Annotated in this window: 17 protein-coding genes; 13 read left to right on the forward strand and 4 right to left on the reverse strand. The window is 35.8% G+C overall.

Annotation, left to right across the window (positions count from 1 at the left end; all coding sequences use genetic code 11):
* Positions 1 to 55 precede the first annotated feature (55 nt).
* The gene (locus tag ACM26V_RS05100) at positions 56 to 880 is read left to right on the forward strand and encodes a histidinol-phosphatase (RefSeq protein WP_416150360.1); all 825 of its coding nucleotides are present in this window, start codon (positions 56 to 58) and stop codon (positions 878 to 880) included.
* On the opposite strand, the gene ACM26V_RS05105 is transcribed toward ACM26V_RS05100, so the two are convergent.
* Positions 881 to 1,024 carry a hypothetical protein gene (locus ACM26V_RS05105; RefSeq protein ID WP_416150361.1) on the reverse strand — a complete coding sequence of 48 codons (144 nt, stop codon included), beginning with the start codon at positions 1,022 to 1,024 and terminating at the stop codon, positions 881 to 883. It lies immediately after the preceding gene.
* A gap of 35 nt (positions 1,025 to 1,059) precedes the next feature.
* On the opposite strand from ACM26V_RS05105, the gene ACM26V_RS05110 reads away from it, so the two are divergent.
* A complete protein-coding gene (locus ACM26V_RS05110; RefSeq protein WP_416150362.1) occupies positions 1,060 to 1,701 on the forward strand; it encodes a cell wall hydrolase in 642 nt (213 codons plus the stop codon).
* Positions 1,702 to 1,750: 49 nt separating this feature from the next.
* Here the strand turns inward: ACM26V_RS05110 and ACM26V_RS05115 are convergent, their stop codons facing one another.
* A complete protein-coding gene (locus tag ACM26V_RS05115; RefSeq protein WP_416150363.1) occupies positions 1,751 to 2,236 on the reverse strand; it encodes an NUDIX domain-containing protein in 486 nt (161 codons plus the stop codon).
* Between the two features lie 348 nt (positions 2,237 to 2,584).
* On the opposite strand from ACM26V_RS05115, the gene ACM26V_RS05120 reads away from it, so the two are divergent.
* Positions 2,585 to 3,727: a M50 family metallopeptidase gene (locus tag ACM26V_RS05120; RefSeq protein WP_416150364.1), complete on the forward strand. Its 1,143-nt coding sequence runs from the start codon at positions 2,585 to 2,587 to the stop codon at positions 3,725 to 3,727.
* On the opposite strand, the gene ACM26V_RS05125 is transcribed toward ACM26V_RS05120, so the two are convergent.
* Complete coding sequence (locus ACM26V_RS05125; protein WP_416150365.1) at positions 3,683 to 3,952, reverse strand: hypothetical protein; 270 nt, start codon at positions 3,950 to 3,952, stop codon at positions 3,683 to 3,685. The two genes, ACM26V_RS05120 and ACM26V_RS05125, sit on opposite strands and share 45 nt — an antisense overlap.
* Before the next feature lie 128 nt (positions 3,953 to 4,080).
* Between ACM26V_RS05125 and ACM26V_RS05130 the strand changes: the two genes are divergently transcribed.
* From ACM26V_RS05130 to ACM26V_RS05165, 8 genes are all read left to right on the forward strand, one after another.
* Positions 4,081 to 5,040, forward strand: coding sequence for a DUF3895 domain-containing protein (locus ACM26V_RS05130; protein WP_416150366.1), 960 nt, complete (start codon positions 4,081 to 4,083; stop codon positions 5,038 to 5,040).
* A gap of 174 nt (positions 5,041 to 5,214) precedes the next feature.
* On the forward strand, positions 5,215 to 6,000 hold the full coding sequence (locus tag ACM26V_RS05135; RefSeq protein ID WP_416150367.1) for an ABC transporter ATP-binding protein: 786 nt from the start codon (positions 5,215 to 5,217) through the stop codon (positions 5,998 to 6,000).
* Positions 5,997 to 7,748: a putative ABC transporter permease subunit gene (locus ACM26V_RS05140; protein ID WP_416150368.1), complete on the forward strand. Its 1,752-nt coding sequence runs from the start codon at positions 5,997 to 5,999 to the stop codon at positions 7,746 to 7,748. Before ACM26V_RS05135 ends, ACM26V_RS05140 begins: the two co-directional genes overlap by 4 nt.
* Before the next feature lie 78 nt (positions 7,749 to 7,826).
* Positions 7,827 to 8,396, forward strand: a complete 570-nt coding sequence (locus tag ACM26V_RS05145) for a hypothetical protein (protein WP_416150369.1) — start codon at positions 7,827 to 7,829, stop codon at positions 8,394 to 8,396.
* A gap of 195 nt (positions 8,397 to 8,591) precedes the next feature.
* Positions 8,592 to 8,978, forward strand: coding sequence for a GntR family transcriptional regulator (locus ACM26V_RS05150; protein WP_416150370.1), 387 nt, complete (start codon positions 8,592 to 8,594; stop codon positions 8,976 to 8,978).
* A complete protein-coding gene (locus ACM26V_RS05155) occupies positions 8,971 to 9,876 on the forward strand; it encodes an ABC transporter ATP-binding protein (protein WP_416150371.1) in 906 nt (301 codons plus the stop codon). The genes ACM26V_RS05150 and ACM26V_RS05155 overlap by 8 nt, the downstream gene beginning before the upstream one ends.
* Positions 9,848 to 11,806, forward strand: a complete 1,959-nt coding sequence (locus tag ACM26V_RS05160; RefSeq protein WP_416150372.1) for a hypothetical protein — start codon at positions 9,848 to 9,850, stop codon at positions 11,804 to 11,806. The genes ACM26V_RS05155 and ACM26V_RS05160 overlap by 29 nt, the downstream gene beginning before the upstream one ends.
* A gap of 269 nt (positions 11,807 to 12,075) precedes the next feature.
* Positions 12,076 to 13,371 carry a methyl-accepting chemotaxis protein gene (locus ACM26V_RS05165; protein WP_416150373.1) on the forward strand — a complete coding sequence of 432 codons (1,296 nt, stop codon included), beginning with the start codon at positions 12,076 to 12,078 and terminating at the stop codon, positions 13,369 to 13,371.
* Between the two features lie 62 nt (positions 13,372 to 13,433).
* Here ACM26V_RS05165 and ACM26V_RS05170 read toward each other — a convergent pair whose 3' ends face one another.
* A complete protein-coding gene (locus ACM26V_RS05170; RefSeq protein ID WP_416150374.1) occupies positions 13,434 to 14,687 on the reverse strand; it encodes an MFS transporter in 1,254 nt (417 codons plus the stop codon).
* Between the two features lie 159 nt (positions 14,688 to 14,846).
* On the opposite strand from ACM26V_RS05170, the gene ACM26V_RS05175 reads away from it, so the two are divergent.
* Positions 14,847 to 15,977: a M20 peptidase aminoacylase family protein gene (locus tag ACM26V_RS05175; protein ID WP_416150375.1), complete on the forward strand. Its 1,131-nt coding sequence runs from the start codon at positions 14,847 to 14,849 to the stop codon at positions 15,975 to 15,977.
* A 186-nt stretch (positions 15,978 to 16,163) separates the two neighbouring features.
* On the forward strand, positions 16,164 to 18,377 hold the full coding sequence (locus ACM26V_RS05180) for an RNA degradosome polyphosphate kinase (protein ID WP_416151791.1): 2,214 nt from the start codon (positions 16,164 to 16,166) through the stop codon (positions 18,375 to 18,377).
* Positions 18,378 to 18,435 lie beyond the last annotated feature (58 nt).

Below are 18,435 nucleotides of genomic sequence, written 5' to 3' on the forward strand. Positions count from 1 at the left end.
TTAACCTTATATTACAATGAAGCTATGAAAATACTTTTTCGACAAGGAGGATTGAATGACATTGTCTGATTTAGTTAAATTTGATTTACATACACACCATTATCGATGTGGTCATGCAACCGGTTCAATAGAGGATTATGTGAAGCAAGCTATAAAGTATGGTTTACAATATATTGGTATATCGGATCATTCACCTTATTTTTATAGTGAAGAAGATCAATTATACCCTGGCATTGCGATGAGTAAAAATGAATTTCCTGACTACATTCTTGAAGTACTTGATTTGAAGCAAAAATATCAAGATAAAATTCATGTGTTATTAGGAATCGAGAGCGATTATTTCCCGAATTATCAAGAACTGTATCGCGACCAATTTTCGGCATATCCTTTTGATTATATTATTGGATCAGTTCATTATGTTGATGATATTAATATATTTAATAAAGGGCGCTGGGAAGGGTTAACAACTGCGCAGCAAATCAAAGTAAAAGAAAATTACTATTCATTAATTGAAAAATCAGCCAAAAGCAATATGTTTCAAATACTTGGTCATATAGATGCAATGAAAGGATTTTACCCAGAGTTCTCTGATATTAAGACGGATGTGATCGATCATACTTTGAAAATTATTGGTGAAAAAGACATTGCGGTAGAAATTAATACGTCAGGAAAAACAAAGGATTGTGGAGGTTGGTATCCCTCTCAAGAAATATTAGAAAGAGCGCTTTTTCACAAGGTTCACGTAACATTTGGATCAGACGCTCATACTCCGCAGAGAATAGCGGATGATTTTGAGCTAGTAAGAAAAAAGTTAAAAGAAATTGGTTATAAGGAATGGGCGTATTTTGTTCAGAGAGAAAGATATCTGACGAAACTATAATTATTTGATAATGGTTGATTGGGCATACTTTGTCCGATCAACCATTTTTTGTTCAGAAGGGATAATTCCACCCAAATTAATATTAGTTTCAGAAGGAATAATTTCCCGGTTACAATTGAGTGCTTTTTGCTTTAACGTGGACATTAATTGTGAAATCACTAAGGAAAGGAAGATGTATTTTGAAGAAATATATGGTGACATTTTTATCCTCGATGATAATGCTAGGAATATATGCCGGTACTGTAAATGCTTATGAATATTATGACGAACCTCCTTTCGAAACTTATAAAGTCAGTGAAGGCGATGCGTTAAGCTATATTGGGAAGCGTTTTGGTGTTGAATTGGAGGATCTTTATAGTTATAATCCTGATTTAGAAGAGAATTTGGTGATAACTGGTTCGACTATTAACCTAGTAGGTGGTTATACCAGTAACAACAATTTGACAGATTCTCAAAGAACGGCATTAAATGCCAATGACCGAGATCTTATAGAACGACTAGTGCACGCAGAAGCTCGTGGCCAAGAATATAAAGGCAAGGTAGCTGTGGCAGAAGTTGTGTTTAATCGTGTAGACAGTAATGACTTTCCAAATAGTGTGAATGAAGTAATCATGGAAGAAAGACAATTTGAACCAATTGCAAGCGGAACTATTAACAACAATCCTGATGCAGAAACCAAGGAAGCTGTACAAGAAGCTTTGGAAGGAACGGATTTTGTAGAGGGAGCGTTATTCTTCTGGAATCCAACGATTGCAACGTCACGTTGGTTAGAAGAAAAGAAAGTAGTTACACAAATTGATAGTCATGAATTTTTAGAATAATATTTTTAGCACCTCATATCATTGGTATTGCAATGGTGGAGGTGCTTTTTTACAAGAACCCTTCTCTTCTTAGTCTATCTAACACAAACTGATCTGTTTCGAACGCGAGCTTAGGTAGATTGTCGTAAGTGAAATAATTAACCTCGCTTAAATCATCGTTTGCTGAAAGTTCGCCCCCCTCAATTTCTCCAAGAAACCAAGTGCCAACAGTGTGCTGTGCAGGATTATGAAAATTAGAATGAACATCATAAATTTTCTTTACTTGAATGTGGAGTCCTGTTTCTTCAAGGAACTCGCGTCTTGCCGCAGTTCTTATGTCTTCGTCGTATTCGACATAGCCGCATGGGATACACCATTTATCTCGATAACTTATATTTCTCATGCCGAGCAAAACCTGTTTATTCTTCAACACAATCGCTGCAACACCTACGATCGGATTTTGGTGAAAAATAAAGCTACAGTTTGAGCAAACAGGATGATTTACGATCTTTTCTTCTAATTTTCCACCGCATTTAGGACAAAAAGAATAGCGCATGTTATTAACACTCCTTGGATGATTTCCGGTCACTTTTAAAAAACTGAATAAATCTCTTATAACTATATTAGCATGAATAATTAACCCTCATAACCAAATGTTGTCTGATTATGTTGCAAATGCATTTTACGTATATATATAGAAATATTTAACATTTTATAGAATCATATTGTAAAGTAGGATAAAATGATCGTAAATGATTTTCTTTCACATGATATATATTTTTTTATAAATGAGTAAGAGCAATATGGTTGATACATAAATTTTGTAAGCAAATGTCTGATAAAATTGTGTTGAAGGCTATGAAACGAATAATGAAATTAATTTAGAAAGAAATGAGGAATAATTATGCCAACAAGTGAATCGAAACGTCTGAAAAAGAAAATATCGTCATTTTTTCCAATCCTTATTCAATTTATTATCGGTGTTGCTTTTGGCGTATTTGGTATGAGTTACATAGTAGAAAATCTGCCTTCTTTCGATTTTTCGTTAGTCGAATGGATCTTATTAGTCAGTTTAGTTATTGTAGGTTGGTTTCTGAATATTAATCTCCATGAATTTGGTCATTTTTTGTTCGGTAAATTGTCAGGATATCGTTTACTATCTTTTAGAGTGGGGTTATTCTCTTGGGATTATGAGAACGGGAAAATGAAGTTCGCATTCAAAAAAAATGAAGGTTACTCTGGACTATGCATGATGATACCTCCTGTGAATAACCAAGGGAAATGGAAGGACCTTGCCTATTATTCAGGCGGCATTGTTTTGAATGTTCTTACTGGTATCGTTTCATTCTTGATTGCTTCTCTAGTTAATGGACCAATTATATTCCTGTTGTTTCTATATTTTCTAGGAGGATCGGCGTTACTGCTTGCCGTAGTTAACTTAGTTCCTTTTATGAGCCAGCAATTATCAACAGATGGAAAATTAATTTGGGGGATTATTCTCGGGAGACCGTTTGCTGAACGACTTATTGAAGTGAATAAAATTGCTTCCTTGCTTTCGGTTGGTGTTCGTCCGAAAGAGCTTCCTATTTCTTTGGATGGTAACGTAGAGAACTTAGATCTTTATAGTGTGACTCTATTTTACTATGAGTTTATAAAGGCGATAGATGAACCAAACATGGAGAAAATTATAACCAATGCTGATATTATGGAACAAAATGTTGAAATTTTCCCTCCACTCATGCAACCGGCGATCTATTACGATCTTTGCTTTGTTGGATGTTTAACAGGGGATGATGAAAAAGCAAAACTGTATTATGAAAAATCAGGAAAGACACTTCAGAAAGATCAGGATTGTAACGGTCTAAGAGTGAAAGCTTATTACGAATTTTACATGAATAATAATACTGGGGAGGCTCGACGACTTGCGAATGAAGCTCTAGAAGTTATTGAGCTATTTCCACTAAAAGGCCAAGCAATAATGGAGGAAGACCTCGTCAAAAAACTAGTGAAAAACATCGGTAGTTTGGAAGAAAGTAAGGGGATTTAATGAATTACGGATGTTGATAATCGGATAATATAAAAAAGCCTCATTTCCATTGCTGTCGTGGAATGAGGCTTTTTTATATTTTGTTTGGTAGATGTAATCCTTTTTCGTTTTTGTTACTTTTGTTCCCATATCGACGTGTGAAAATGGACTACGGTCTCGAACTGGATTTCTTCGTCCTTCGCGGACTAATTTGTTTCGTAATTTCTTAGCTTTCGAATCTGCCATGTATATCACTCCTAAATAAATTTTTAGACGTATGTTATTATAACAGATATGATTTTATAAACCGATAAAATGTTATAATTTATTAGAATTCTATTTGAATCAGAAATTATTAATAAGGATGATCAGCGATGAAGCAAATCTTAACAAAAGAAGAACGAGATGATTATATGAAAGGTTTGGACGCAGAGCAAAAAGATTTTATTCAAAACCATGTAAGACGGGGAAAGAAAACGACGTTTGCAAACTTTATGGCGAAAGATAAAGGAATCGTTCTTCCAGAGGACACTGATAGCGAAGAAATTGAGCATCTGTTAGAAGAATGGGTGCTGGAGGATTACATTGATAACGGCTATGTGAATGCGGAAACGCCTTGTGAATGTGGACGACCTCTGCGTTATCAATATGTAGTCAAACACAATCGCACGAAAGAGCAACGAACGTTTGGCATCACTCACTTTGAAGAACATACAGGTCTACCTGCTGAAATTGTGAAAGATATTAAAAGCGGATTCCAGAAGATCGATTATGAAATGGACGATCTGTTAGTGAAACTTCATCAAGGCTGGAGTCTTAATGAATCATTACCTAACATCCCAGAAGATTATACTTTTCCTAAAGATATTCAAAAACATCTTGATGTGAATGTTCCGTTGTTGGACCGACAAATACATAGGTTGAGACATGTAGGTGAAGAGATTCCACGAAGAGAGGTGACGGAAGAAATAAAAGAAGAAACGATCCCTGCTTCGCAATCTTTTTATGAAGCGCAGGAGCCTGATCCGATAAATTTATTTAGTGAAGAAGAGATGCCAGCGCCAAAAAATGAGAAAGATTTGCAGATGTACGTCCTTGCACCTAAATACAGGGATGCTGTTATTGGCTACTTGGAAGATGGCGTTACAAGTGCCAGAGTAATTTGTGAATTACTGATTAAAAACAACAGTGCACCAAAAGGAAGATATACGTATTCCGAGAGACCTAAAATTTATGTGTCTGTCTGTTTTTATTTGGACTTACTCGTAAGCAGAGGTCAAGCCACGCATATAGGTTCACTAAATCTTGATGATCGATATTATAAGTTGACTTAATCTGGCGGAAGTGGAAGCGGAATTCTCTTATTTCCAAAAAGCCAGACATAGATCGCAATCTTTACAAAAAAACGCAGGGCCTAAACTGGGTGTTGCGTTGACTTTATTATGAAACTTATTAGGAGATTTATCGTAACATGTATTATCATTTCAAAATAATTTAGGAGGGGACCAATGATAAACACAGCGATAAAGCTCACGAATTTAGCGAAGTCATATGGAAAACACTATGCAGTAAAATCAATTAATCTTGATGTGTATAAAGGGGAAATGTTCGGATTTCTTGGGCCTAATGGTGCTGGGAAAACAACAACGATCAAAATGCTTACAGGGTTATTGGAACCGACGAAGGGATCCGCAGAAATATATGGAATTGATATTTGGAAAAGCCCTTTGGAAGGGAAACAGAAAATTGCTTATGTCCCTGACCAGCCAAATCTGTATCCTAAGCTAACAGGGTGGAATTATTTAGAATTTGTCGCTTCTGTATTTAAAATTCCAGAAGATAGATTTGAAGTTAAAGCAAAAGAGTTATTACATACGTTTAGTCTGACAGAACAAGCAAATAATTTAATTGAAAGTTATTCCCATGGAATGAAACAGAAAATAGCGATTTGCGGTGCTCTGGTTCATGAACCTGATGTACTATTTCTTGACGAACCAACCGTAGGGTTAGATCCGAAAAGCGCTAGAAATTTGAAAAATTTGCTTCGGAAACTCTGCGATAATGGAATGACAGCATTTTTCTCGACGCACATTCTTGAAATAGCTGAGGAGATGTGCGATAGGGTTGGAATCATTCTAGATGGCGATATTATAGCTTTAGGTACGATGGATGAATTACGAAGTGGTAACGGAAATACTGCTCAAAGTTTAGAGGATATTTTCCTACAGTTAACTGGTGGCGAGGATGAACAGGAATTAATCAATGAGATTTCTGCTGATGGTGATCCGAAATGATCAACGTCTTACTAAAAAACCAGTGGAAAATTTTTGTTAATACGATAAAAACGCAGCCTAAGAAAAACTACGTTAGCTATGGAATTATGATTGTTGTATTAGCTGTAATTTTATACTTTATCTCTAGAGGAGTCATAGCATATGGAGAAATCGTAACTGGACCTATTTTATCAGGGTTATTGTCCTATAGTTTCTTGGCAGTGATTGGAATCATTATTCTAATAGGGTTGCCTCAAGTATTCAAACAACTATATGCCGCTACTGATTTAAACTTGTTGTTTACGATGCCCATTCGTACCAGTCATATTTTTTGGATGAAATATATTCAAAGTTTCGTTGGCACCCCAATCATGATCATGATTTTCTCTCTGGTTCCGCTATTTATATATGGTGTTTTAATGGAGGCAAGTCTACTATTCTATCCGGTTGTCATCGCTGTGCTTTTGTCGATTATTGTAATAGGGTTATCGCTTGCGTATTTATTTAATCTTATCTTGATCCAAATTGTCCCAGCGAGTAAGGCAAATGAATTTATGACGGTTATGAGTATATTTTCAGGCTTATTTGTATATCTAATGTTTATGATCCCATCGTTTGCAAATGATCGTCCTTTAACAGAATTAATTTTCGAAGGGCTACCTTTGTTTCCAACTTGGCTACCTGTAACATGGGCGAGTAATGCGACTACATTTGCAATGATGGGTTCAATAGATTTTATTATTCCATTTATATTGATTGTTCTTTTAGCAATAACTAGTGTTCTACTTGCCTCAACTCTCGTCGAAAAGGGCTTTCGAACTGGTTGGATTCGTTTAAGTGAAGGGAGTAGGAAAAAGAAAAAAGCCTCTGTTAATACGAAGAAAACAGGTGCAAATCTTCATCATCCAATTATTGCAATCGGAAAAAAAGAATGGTACGCCATTAAACGAGATTTACGAGAATGGTTAATGTTTATGCCAATAGGGTTTTTTGTTATTTTTGGATTCATTGGTTTTCTAACAAGTGGTGGGGAATTATCTGATTTACAGGGATCGAATGAAGTTTCTTGGCCAGTGGCACAAGTGATATTACTATTTATGTATGCAATGTTTAATGGGCAAATTGCAAGTTCAAGCATTGCCAGAGAAGCAACTTCAGTATGGATATTACGAATACTCCCACTTTCTGGAACGACTATATCGCTTGGGAAACTGTGGATTAGTTGGTTGATTCCCTTTGTGATGTTAACTACTATTGAAATTATCATCGGTGTTTTCCTAAGTTGGACGATACTGCAAATTATTAGCGGGATAGCGATGAAAGCTGTAATTACGGTTGGTATTAGTGGGATAGGAATATACTTAGGAACAATAGGAGCTAAATATAATCCGACGAACCCACAAAATCGACTTAAATTTAGTACAAGTTTGATTTTATTTATTGCTTCTTATCTTTATCTGATTTTTTCATTAATTCCTTATGTGCTATTAGTTATACCAGTTGCAGCTAATGAGTTCGTGCAAGAAATAAGCGAACAAGCTGAAGGTTTTATAGGGTTAATAGCAACCGTTGTTTTCACAATTCTATCGTGGAAAGAATCTAATCTAATTTTTGCAGTAGTAATCGGAATGATTGTTATGCTTATCGTATCATTTGGAGTCGCTTATATCTTTATAAAGACAAGTGCTCGAAAAATAGATAAAGGCATTGACATAGACATCGTGAGTGAGGCAAAATCACTCGGAAAAAATACTGGGAAATTGTTCTAACTTATAACCATTATCTCCACCTGTTTTAAGTTATTTAGTTTATGATTTAGTGTGATTATAAGAAAAGGTGGGGAATCAATGAATATTCGGGTGTTGGGGGTAGGAGTCGTCTCTGTTCTTCTGATGGTTTTAGCATTTTTGTATATTAGCGAAAGGCAAAATAGACCAACAAGTGACGACTTGTTTTTAGAAGCTACTTTAAAATATAATGAAAATGAAAAAATCAATAGAGAATATGTGATGGAAATTTTCATAGATAAAGAAATGTATGAATCTGGTTCGCTATTTCCTTTTATTCAAGGTAAAATGGCTACTATTGAGTTCGATCCGTCGCAGGAAGAAGGTTTCTATAAGCCCGACAATTTAGGGGTTCATGGCGAAGAAGAGAGGTTGCTTGAAATAGAATTCCAAGAAAAAGGCTTGCTTGATGATAGTGATGGTGAGTCATACAATTTTACTGGCATCTTTATTCCTATAAAAGCTGATGAATATAGAATGGAAGTATATATGGATGTCGCTGAAGGATTAAATTCTGAAGATCCAGTCTATTTAAGTTATGTCTACCGGGGCTTTGAAATATTTGGTGTGAATTTGGGGTTGGATGCAGGGTGGGTTAAAACCATAGAAGTTGATTTGGAATTCGATTAGTTTTAGGTAATGGATAACGACAATTTTGACTAAGAGTGGAAGCAAAAGAACCGTCCCTACGCTTCCCCATTGTAACCACATTCTCATTTAGAGAATGTGGATTTAAATATGGAAAATAAAGGTTGATTTTTCGTATTATCCGTATTATCATATATAATACAGTCGAAGTGCATTATAGGTGAAGGAGGTTTGGAAATGTTTAAGCTAGACACACGAAGTAGAGTCGCTATTTATGAACAGCTTATGGAACAATTAAAGACGATGATGATTCATGAAATACTTCAAAAAGACGAACAATTACCTTCTGTTAGGAGCCTTGCTCAAGAATTAACGATAAATCCGAACACAATTCAAAAGTCTTATCGTGAATTAGAAAATGAAGGTTTCATTTATACGATTCCAGGCAAAGGAAGTTTTGTTGCTCCTCTTGAATTGAATGCCAATAAGGAAAAGCTTAACTCACTTAGAAAAGATATTGAAAAAAGTGTCGATGAATTCTTATTTTTAGGTGGATCGAAACAAGAACTAATTGATTGGGTAAATCGTCTAAACGAGAAAGAGAGGAAAAGAGAAAATGATTAAAGCAGAAGAAGTAAATAAGAGGTTTGATGACCTTCAAGCAGTTAGAGATTTATCTATTCATGTACGCAGAGGATCTATTTATGGATTGCTTGGCTCAAACGGGGCTGGTAAATCAACTTTCCTAAAGATTATTGCAGGTGTTTACAAGCCAGATAATGGCAATGTGACAGTGAATGATCAACCTATTTATGAACAAACGAGCACGAAACAAACAGTTCTTTTTATATCTGATCATCCATATTTTTTAAATCTAGCAACGCTTCATGACATGGCAAGTTTCTATGCAGGAGTCTATGAACGATGGAACAGGAAAAGGTATGAACAATTAACGAAACATTTTAGGATGGACCCGAAGAAACGATTGAATCGTATGTCAAAGGGAATGCAACGTCAAGCTGCTTTTATTTTGACATTGTCAACGATGCCAGATGTCATGATTCTTGATGAACCATTTGATGGACTTGATCCAGTCATTCGTCAACAAATGAAAAACCTGATCATGCAGGACGTTGCTGACCGTGAGTTAACTTTGATCGTTTCATCGCATAACTTACGTGAAATGGAAGATTTCTGTGATTTTGTCGGAGTTCTTCATGAAGGATCTTTATTGTTTGAACGTGATTTAGATGAATTACGCACGGATATTCATAAATTACAAATTGCTTTTAAAAAGATCCCTAATAAAGAAAAACTTACTAAAGGTTTGGATTTATTACATTATGAGTTAAAAGGGAGTATTGTGTGTTTGATTGTGAAGGGACAAAAAGACGAGATTCTCTTTAAGGTTAATCAATTAAATCCGGCAGTTGTTGATATGTTACCTTTGACACTAGAAGAAATCTTTATTTATGAATTAGGAGGTGTTGGCTATGAAATCGACAATCTTATTGTGGAATAAAGCATTATTTACCCTTCAATTACGAACGGTCACTTGGTTCAGTATCCTTTTGACATTGTTACTGTTTGTCATGCTTCCAATTAGCATTCTTGTTGGAGAAATTCGTTATCCAGGGGAGGAAGGAAGATATTTTTACAGTGCTCTTAATACATTAAGTGAATTCTCTTTCCCATTTCAATTGATAGTTTTTGCAATTTTTCCAGTACTTCTTGGGATAGTATTACTTAATTTTACGACAAAAAAAGAGGCAACCTATTTTATGCACAGTCTGCCGTTTACTCGCCAAACGATCTTAACGAATACGTACTTAGCTGGAGTTGTTGCGCTGTTATCACCAATAGCGCTGACAGGAATTGTGTTAGGTGTATTAAGGTTTGTTATTGAGACACCATTCTACTCATTCGGTGATTTGTTCAAATGGATGGGACTTTCTACATTGATTCTTTTGTTTCTATTTATCGTAACGGTCACGATTGGAATCTTTGTTGGAAATGGCTTTCTTCACGGAGGTCTAACGTATACGGTTATTATTGTTCCAGCACTATTGATTGTGCTGACACTTGTTAATCTTCAGTACTATATTTCGGGTTTAGCACTTACGTCTTATACGGACACACTTTTTACAAAAGGGATATTTTTTGTTCGCTTAGCGGAATTATATTCAGAATCTTTTACGATTTTAGAGTATGTGATTTATACTCTAATTGCCGTGTTTTTAGTTATACTCTCCTACGTGGCATTTTCGAAACGACCATCTGAAGCATCAGATCAGTCGATTGTTTTTCCGATTGTGCAATCTATCTTTCTCTATGGACTTACTTTTTTTGCAATGTTACTTGGCGGTCTATATTTTACTGAATTTTTAGCAGGAAGTTTTATGTGGACAATGTTTGGTTATGTACTCGGTGCATTTTTTGCTTATACAGTATTACAAATGATATTACAAAAGGCGATTCGGCTATCATGGCCTTGGAAAGGATTCATTGGCTACTTCGTGGTAATCATTTTATTGTTGATCCCTGTTAACATTGGTGGTGCTTTTTATGAAAATAAAATTCCATTATTTGAAAATGTCGCATCTGTTGCAATTTATAGTTCGTATTCATATGAGTACGAAGATAAAGTACCGCCTCGGATGACTGATGAGCGATCAATTGACCAAGTAATAGAACTTCATCAAACTTTGAAAGACGTTGAAGAAGTTGATCCATATCAATGGAATACAATAACGATTGATTACGCTCTTAATGATGGTAAAACGTTACGAAGAGAATACACAATACCTGAATCAATTGAAAAAGAAGTAACAAAAGACTTGAGAAATAACGATGAATTCAAACAAGCCTATGATCCTATTTATCAATTGCGAGATTTAGATATTACGTATGCATCGGTTTATGGTAATTACTATGGAGATGATGACACACGAATTTCTGATCCCAATGAATTGAATACATTAATCGCTCTTCTCGAAGATGATCTTGCTAATAATCAGTCGCAAATACTTATAGGAGATCAACAACCTTACGTCGGAGAACTATACTTTAGTACAAAATCAAATCGACATGATGAATATATAATGATTAGTAATAATTATGAAAAGACGATGGCTTGGCTGATTGAAAATGATTTATCACATCCGCTGTTAATATCTGAAAATATAGATTCAGTAACTGTTATTCAAACACATGGAGAAGATATTTATATGGAGCTTGATGAGCTTCTCTATACGTCAACTACTGCATCCGAAAAGTTTCCAGATTCTTTTGAAACGACTGACAAAAATGAAATTGAAGAATTATTAAATGTCGGAATAAATTATTATGACGGAGATTATGTGGTTGTATTTGATGGGGGAAATGACTATCATCAATATATCGGCTTTGATAAGGATGAAACCCCTGATTTTGTATTAGAAAGGTTAGAATAGGGTATTAAGTATTTATTTGTAAATTACTTGCACTTAGGTTCATTTGGGGAGCAACAGTCCAGATGAGCTTTTTTTATAAATGTAGATAACTACTCAATTTTATCATATTTATATACTAATAAATTGCAATAAAAAGTAATTTCAACCGTTATATATGATATAATACTCAGTATAAAAGTAATGTATTTGGGGTATTTGCGCTTTCGTCTTAAATTACTATTACATAATCAACATTAAAATTTGTGGATGAATAAGGAGCGATAACAAAGATGAAGAATAAGAAATACAAGTTTGGTATTAGAAAAAAGATGGTCGTTGGGATTTGTTCGGTTGCAGCAATAACTTATATTACTAGTGCTATATTTATTTTTTTCATAAGCGACTTGGTTGCTGAAAACTTTGGATTGAATGGAGATGCGTTTATTATTGTAACCTTTGCGCTTGGCGTTTTATGGTGTGGTGTATTAGGTTATTTTGGAGCTGGAATGATTATTAGACCTTTAAAGCAATTGGAAGAGAGCGCAAGAAAAGTAGCGGACGGAGACATTCGCGAAGACGTTAAGATACCAAAATCAGATGATGAACTTAAAGCTCTAGCAATTGCATACAACGATATGGTAGGTAGTTTACGAAACATGATTCAAGAGGTGGATACTAACTTTTCTACTACGAATGAAAAAGTGATTGAGATGAAAGAAGCGTCTGTTGTAGCGGCAGAGCAGTCAGAAAATATTAGCCAAGCGATTGAAGAAATTTCTTCTGGCGCCGAAAGGTCTGCCGTTGCGATTAACAATACGTCTGGCAAAATGGAAGAAGTCTCTGAAATGGCTTTGCAAGTGCAAAATCACGCACGAAGTTCCGACAATCTATCGAAAGAAATGGTGACGGACTTAAAAGAAAGTAAACAAATCGTCCAATCTCTGGTAAATGGTATTCAGCATTTGGCAGAGGATAATCAATCGTCTTTAACTGCAGTTAATCGATTGGAAACGAATGCTGGTAAAGTAGGCGAAATTATTTCTCTCGTAGGTGAGATTGCAGAACAAACGAATTTATTGGCACTAAATGCTTCGATTGAAGCGGCTCGAGCGGGTGAGCATGGTAAGGGTTTTGCGGTAGTTGCTGACGAAGTTCGCAAACTCGCTGACGAAAGTGGGCAAGCAGTGCAAGGCATTTCTGAATTGGTTAAAAATATGCAAACTGAGGTTGCCCAAGTCGTTACACAGATTACAGGTCAAGTGAACGCTGCGAATACGGAAGCGGAAAAAGGAACAAAAACAAATGAATCGATCACAGCAATGTCAGACTCCGTCAACGAAGTAGCCGTTGCAATTAAAGAGATTTTGCAACTAGTTGATAAACAAATGTCGGTCATTAATGAAACGAATGAAGGTTCACAAGACGTTGCGGCTATTGCAGAACAAACATCTTCTGCTACCGCGGATGTAACTTCTTCCACACAAGAACAAACAGCGGTTATGGAAGAAATTGCTGCATCATCAGAAATGTTATTGGGACATGCAAATAATTTAAAAAATACGATTCGTCGTTTTAGAGTCAATTAGAATCTTATTTTTGAGGATAGAAATTTATAGAAAGAGGGCCTATGCTGATAAGTAGGCCCTCTTTATCGATTTATTGCTTTTAAACGTTTATCCGATGGGAGGAAGATTGTCAGAATTCCCATTAAAGGAAGGGTTACAATGAAAAGCATCGTATTTGTAATTCCGACTAAATCTGCAAACCAACCAAGAGCGACAGATCCCAGAGCTCCCATCCCGAACGCTAACCCTATAACTAAGCCCGAAACTGTTCCTATTTTTCCTGGGACTAACTCTTGCGCATATACGACGGTCACCGAAAAACTGGATAAGATAGTAAAACCTATTATGACGAGCAGTACATAGGTAAGTCCTGCTCCAACATGTGGTAACACTAATGCCAGCGGAGCAGATCCGAGCATGGAGAAGAAGATCATATTTCTTTTTCCGAAGCGGTCAGCAAGTGGACCTCCAGCAAATGTGCCGATTGCACCTGCCCCTAGAAAGGTAAAGATATAGACTTGTGCTTGAGGAATAGATATGCTAAATTCATCGATAAGATAAAATGCATAAAAGTTGGTAATTCCAGCATGAAACCAAGATCTAGCAAAAACTAAGAAAATAAGTAATGATATAGCAAAAAGAACAATGTTGTTTTTCTTCCCTGTGAACGTTTTTTTTGCAGAGCCAACTGATTTATTTTTTGTTTGATCAATTAGTCGTCGGATCTTAATTTGCTCGGAATACCAACGAGCGATATACATAAGTAAGCCGACTGCTAATGCAGCAACAAGAGCAAACCAAATCGCTCCGAATTGACCTAACGGAACTAAAATCAATGCAGTAATCAGTGGTGCTAACGCTTGGCCAGTATTTCCACCAACTTGAAAAATTGATTGAGCTAGACCTCGTTTCCCTTCTGGTCCGGCGGCCATATAGGCAACGCGAGAACCTTCTGGGTGGAACGTTGCTGAGCCTAATCCGATAAACATTACCGAAAGAATGATGACCCAAAAAGATGGTGCTATAGCTAGACCGATGACACCTAAAAATGTAAAACAAAGCCCGATTGGTAAGGCATAAGGCGAAGGTTTTTTATCGGTATATAAGCCTACGACTGGTTGAATAATTGACGCTGTTAAATTGAGTGCAAATGCAATCAAACCTAATTGCGTAAATGATAGGCCCATAGATTGTTCTAAGATAGGGAACATTGCCGGTATAACTGCTTGTATCGAGTCATTCAGTAAATGAACAATTCCGATAATAACAAGTATTTTATACATTGTTTGCTGTTCGTGAGTTTCTTCAGGTGATGTCTGATTCTTCGCATTTTGCATGACGCAACCTCTTTTCTTATATAAAATAATCGTACACTATTAGCTGATAACTGTTAAGCAAATTTTGCAATAACAGGAAAGTCAAATTTCTCTTGATTCCTGATTCCTGATGATTCACTGAAATATTATCTTTTTGAATGCCGAAAGGAGTTCTTAAATATGAGAAAAGGTGAACAAGACAATCGATTATTAGAAGAATTATTTCAGTACTTCCATACTCATCCAGAGACGAGTTGGGAGGAAGTTAACACAACTGAATATATAAAAGGATTTTTTAATTCATACGGGTGTGAGGTGAACACATTTGATGATTGTACAGGGTTAACCGCAGATATTGGACAAGGTAAACCTATAATAGCATTAAGAGCAGATATTGATGCTTTGTGGCAGGATTTAGATGGCAAATTTCGGGCGAATCATTCGTGTGGTCATGATGCCCATATGACGATTGCTTTAGGTGTATTTCTTAAATTAATAGAAGATAAAGAACAATTAAAAGGAACGGTTCGATTTATTTTTCAACCAGCAGAGGAAAAAGGGACAGGGGCGCTGAAATTTGTTGAGAAAGGAATTGTTGATGATGTTGACTACTTATACGGGATGCATTTGCGTCCTGTTCAAGAGTTGGCTGACGGTGAGTTTTCTTCTGCAATATCCCATGGAGCGGCCCGTTTTGTTTCGGGAATCATAGAAGGGGTTGATGCTCATGGTGCGAGGCCTCATTTGAATACTAATGCGATACAAGTTGGGGCGGAGTTGGTACAAGCAATGAATAACATGCACTTCGATCCTAGCATCGCCCATTCAATGAAAATGACCTCTTTTCATGCTGGTGGAAAGAGTACGAATATAATTCCTGAAAAAGCAACGTTCTCACTAGATTTACGAGCTCAACAAAATGAACTAATTGAAGAAATGATGGAACGATTGGAACGAACAGTGAAATCCTTAAGTGACTATCATCAGATTTCTATAAAAATCGAAGTAGATGCCTTTATGCAAGCGGCAATTATTAATGAACATGCTCGGGGTTTGATGGAAGGAGCAATTTATGAAACGCAAGGAGCACAATCTCTGCGTCCAGTAGTTATAACTACTGGGGGTGACGATTTTCATTTTTATACGATAAAGCGACCTGAATTAAAGGCATCAATGCTTGCGATAGGTTGTGATCTTAAACCGGGTCTTCATCATCCTTGGATGACATTTAATCAAAAAATCATTCCAGATGCAGTAAAGGTTCTCACTAAAGTAATTGAGAATACGATCTTAAGAAGCAGGCAAAGGTAAATTTTCCTGTTTCTTGGAATATAGACAACTGGAGCGTGTATAATAATAGAAAAAGGTATCCGCCGTAAAGAACTCTTTTGTCCTTATTTACAAAAAATTCATATTATATTTACTGTCAGTTTACATTGCTGTGATATTTTTAATATATTGTCGAATAATGAGTAAAGGAGTTGAAGACCATTGGAAATGAAAGAGGAAGTTGTCGATGCTACTAACATAGACAACCCCACTTATTATAACAATCGAGAGTTAAGCTGGCTTGATTTCAATCATAGAGTACTAGAAGAGACGTTAGATGAAAGTAACGCTTTATTAGAAAGATATAAATTTTTAGCTATTTTCAGTACTAATTTAGATGAATTTTTTATGGTAAGGGTTGCTGGTTTACTTGACCAAGTAAAAGTAGGTTTTAATAAACCTGAGAATAAAGCAGGGCTAACGCCTAAAGAGCAACTTAATGCTATTTCTGAAATGACGCATGATCTTTTGGAAAAACAAGACAATGTATACTTTCATTTATCCTCGCTCTTATCTAAAGAAAAGGTAAAGATTTTATCAATGGAAGAGGTAGCTACTAAAGAGCTGCCTGTCCTTGAAAAAATTTTTGACGAGCAGATATTCCCAGTTTTAACCCCTATGGCAATCGATGCCTATCGACCATTTCCAATGATATTAAGCAAGTCATTAAACCTTGCTATTGTGCTTGAGGATGAATCAATCGGGAAAAACAAACAATTACCTGTGGGTGGTAAGTTTGTGATTGTCCAAGTTCCTTCAGTTATCAATCGCTTAATAGAGCTGCCTAAAGAGAAAGGTGTTAGAGAATTTGTCTTCTTAGAAGAAGTTATATCTACATTCATACATAAATTACTTACGGGTTATCAAATAAAATCGATAACTTCTTTTAGAATTACAAGAAATGCGGACTTAACTATCCACGAAGATGAAGCTGTCGATCTATTACAAGAAATCGAAGAAGAATTAAAAAAACGTAAATGGGGCGCTGCTGTAAGGTTAGAAGTGCAAGAACAATCTAGTGATCAGTTGGTCGTTGAGTACTTAAAAGAGGAATTAGAAATTCACAGTAAGGATGTTTATTTTAATCAGGCTCCATTAGATCTAAATTTTCTTTTTTCTTTCTGTAAGACAATCGAAACGACACACGAGCATTTAGCAACACAATCTTATATCCCGCAAACTCCCCAAGATTTATTAGGAGATGAAAATATCTTTGATAAAATTAGAGCCAAAGATATCTTACTTCATCATCCTTACGAATCATTTGAGCCTGTTGTTTCATTTATGTCTAGGGCAGCAGATGATGAAGATGTCTTAGCGATTAAGCAAACGCTGTATCGGGTTAGTGGTGATTCTCCAATCATAAAGAGTTTAAAACGTGCTGCCGAGAACGGAAAGCAAGTAACTGTTCTTGTCGAGCTAAAAGCGCGTTTTGATGAGAAAAATAACGTCCAGTGGGCGAAGGAGTTAGAAAAAGCAGGTTGCCAAGTTATTTATGGTATGACACACGTGAAAACACACAGTAAAATAACATTGGTTGTTCGTGAGGAAAAAGGGAAGATTAAAAGATATGTCCATTTAGGCACAGGAAACTACAATGATGCGACCGCAAGAGTTTATACAGATTTAGGCTTATTCACTTCAAATCATCAAATAGGATTAGACGCGATTAATTTCTTTAATTATTTGAGTGGTTATATGGAGAAACCGAAGTATAACCATTTGATCGTTGCTCCTTTTGCTATTAGAGAGGCTTTTCTAGAGTTAATTAATGACGAAATCCTTGCTCATAAACAACGTGGAGATGGACGAATAATTGCTAAGATGAATTCTTTGTCTGACAAAAAAATTATAACAAAATTCTACGAAGCTTCGATGGCAGGTGTGAAAATTGACTTAATTGTAAGAGGGATTTGTTGCTTACGTCCTGGTATTCAAGGTATTAGTGAAAATATAACTGTTCGAAGCATCGTGGGGAATTTCTTAGAACATACAAGAATTTTTTATTTTCATAATAGAGGAAAAGCGAAAGTATTTTTATCATCAGCAGATCTAATGACTAGAAACATGGAGAATCGGATTGAAATTCTATTTCCACTTTTGAAAAATGAACTAAAAAGCCGAATTCATCAAAATTTACTTCTCATGTTACAAGATAATAGGAAAGCAAGGGAACAAGACTCCAGAGGGAAATATCATTATGTTAAGAAGAAAAATAATGAGGAGAAAATAAACAGTCAACAGCTTTTGGGTCAACAGGCTTACGATAATAGTCGAAAAGAAGAACAGATGCCAGCACCTATTTTATTGAAAAGTAGATTAGCAAAGCTAGGTTTTTCATACTTTACCAGAATGAAAGAAAAGTATAAATCTAATGATTGATATTGAGTTGGAAAGATGAAGCTGTTTTAAAAATAGACATGTCAGCAAGAGCGAATCA

Source organism: Salipaludibacillus sp. HK11 (assembly GCF_047795645.1).
In the GTDB taxonomy this organism is placed as follows: domain Bacteria; phylum Bacillota; class Bacilli; order Bacillales; family Salisediminibacteriaceae; genus Salipaludibacillus.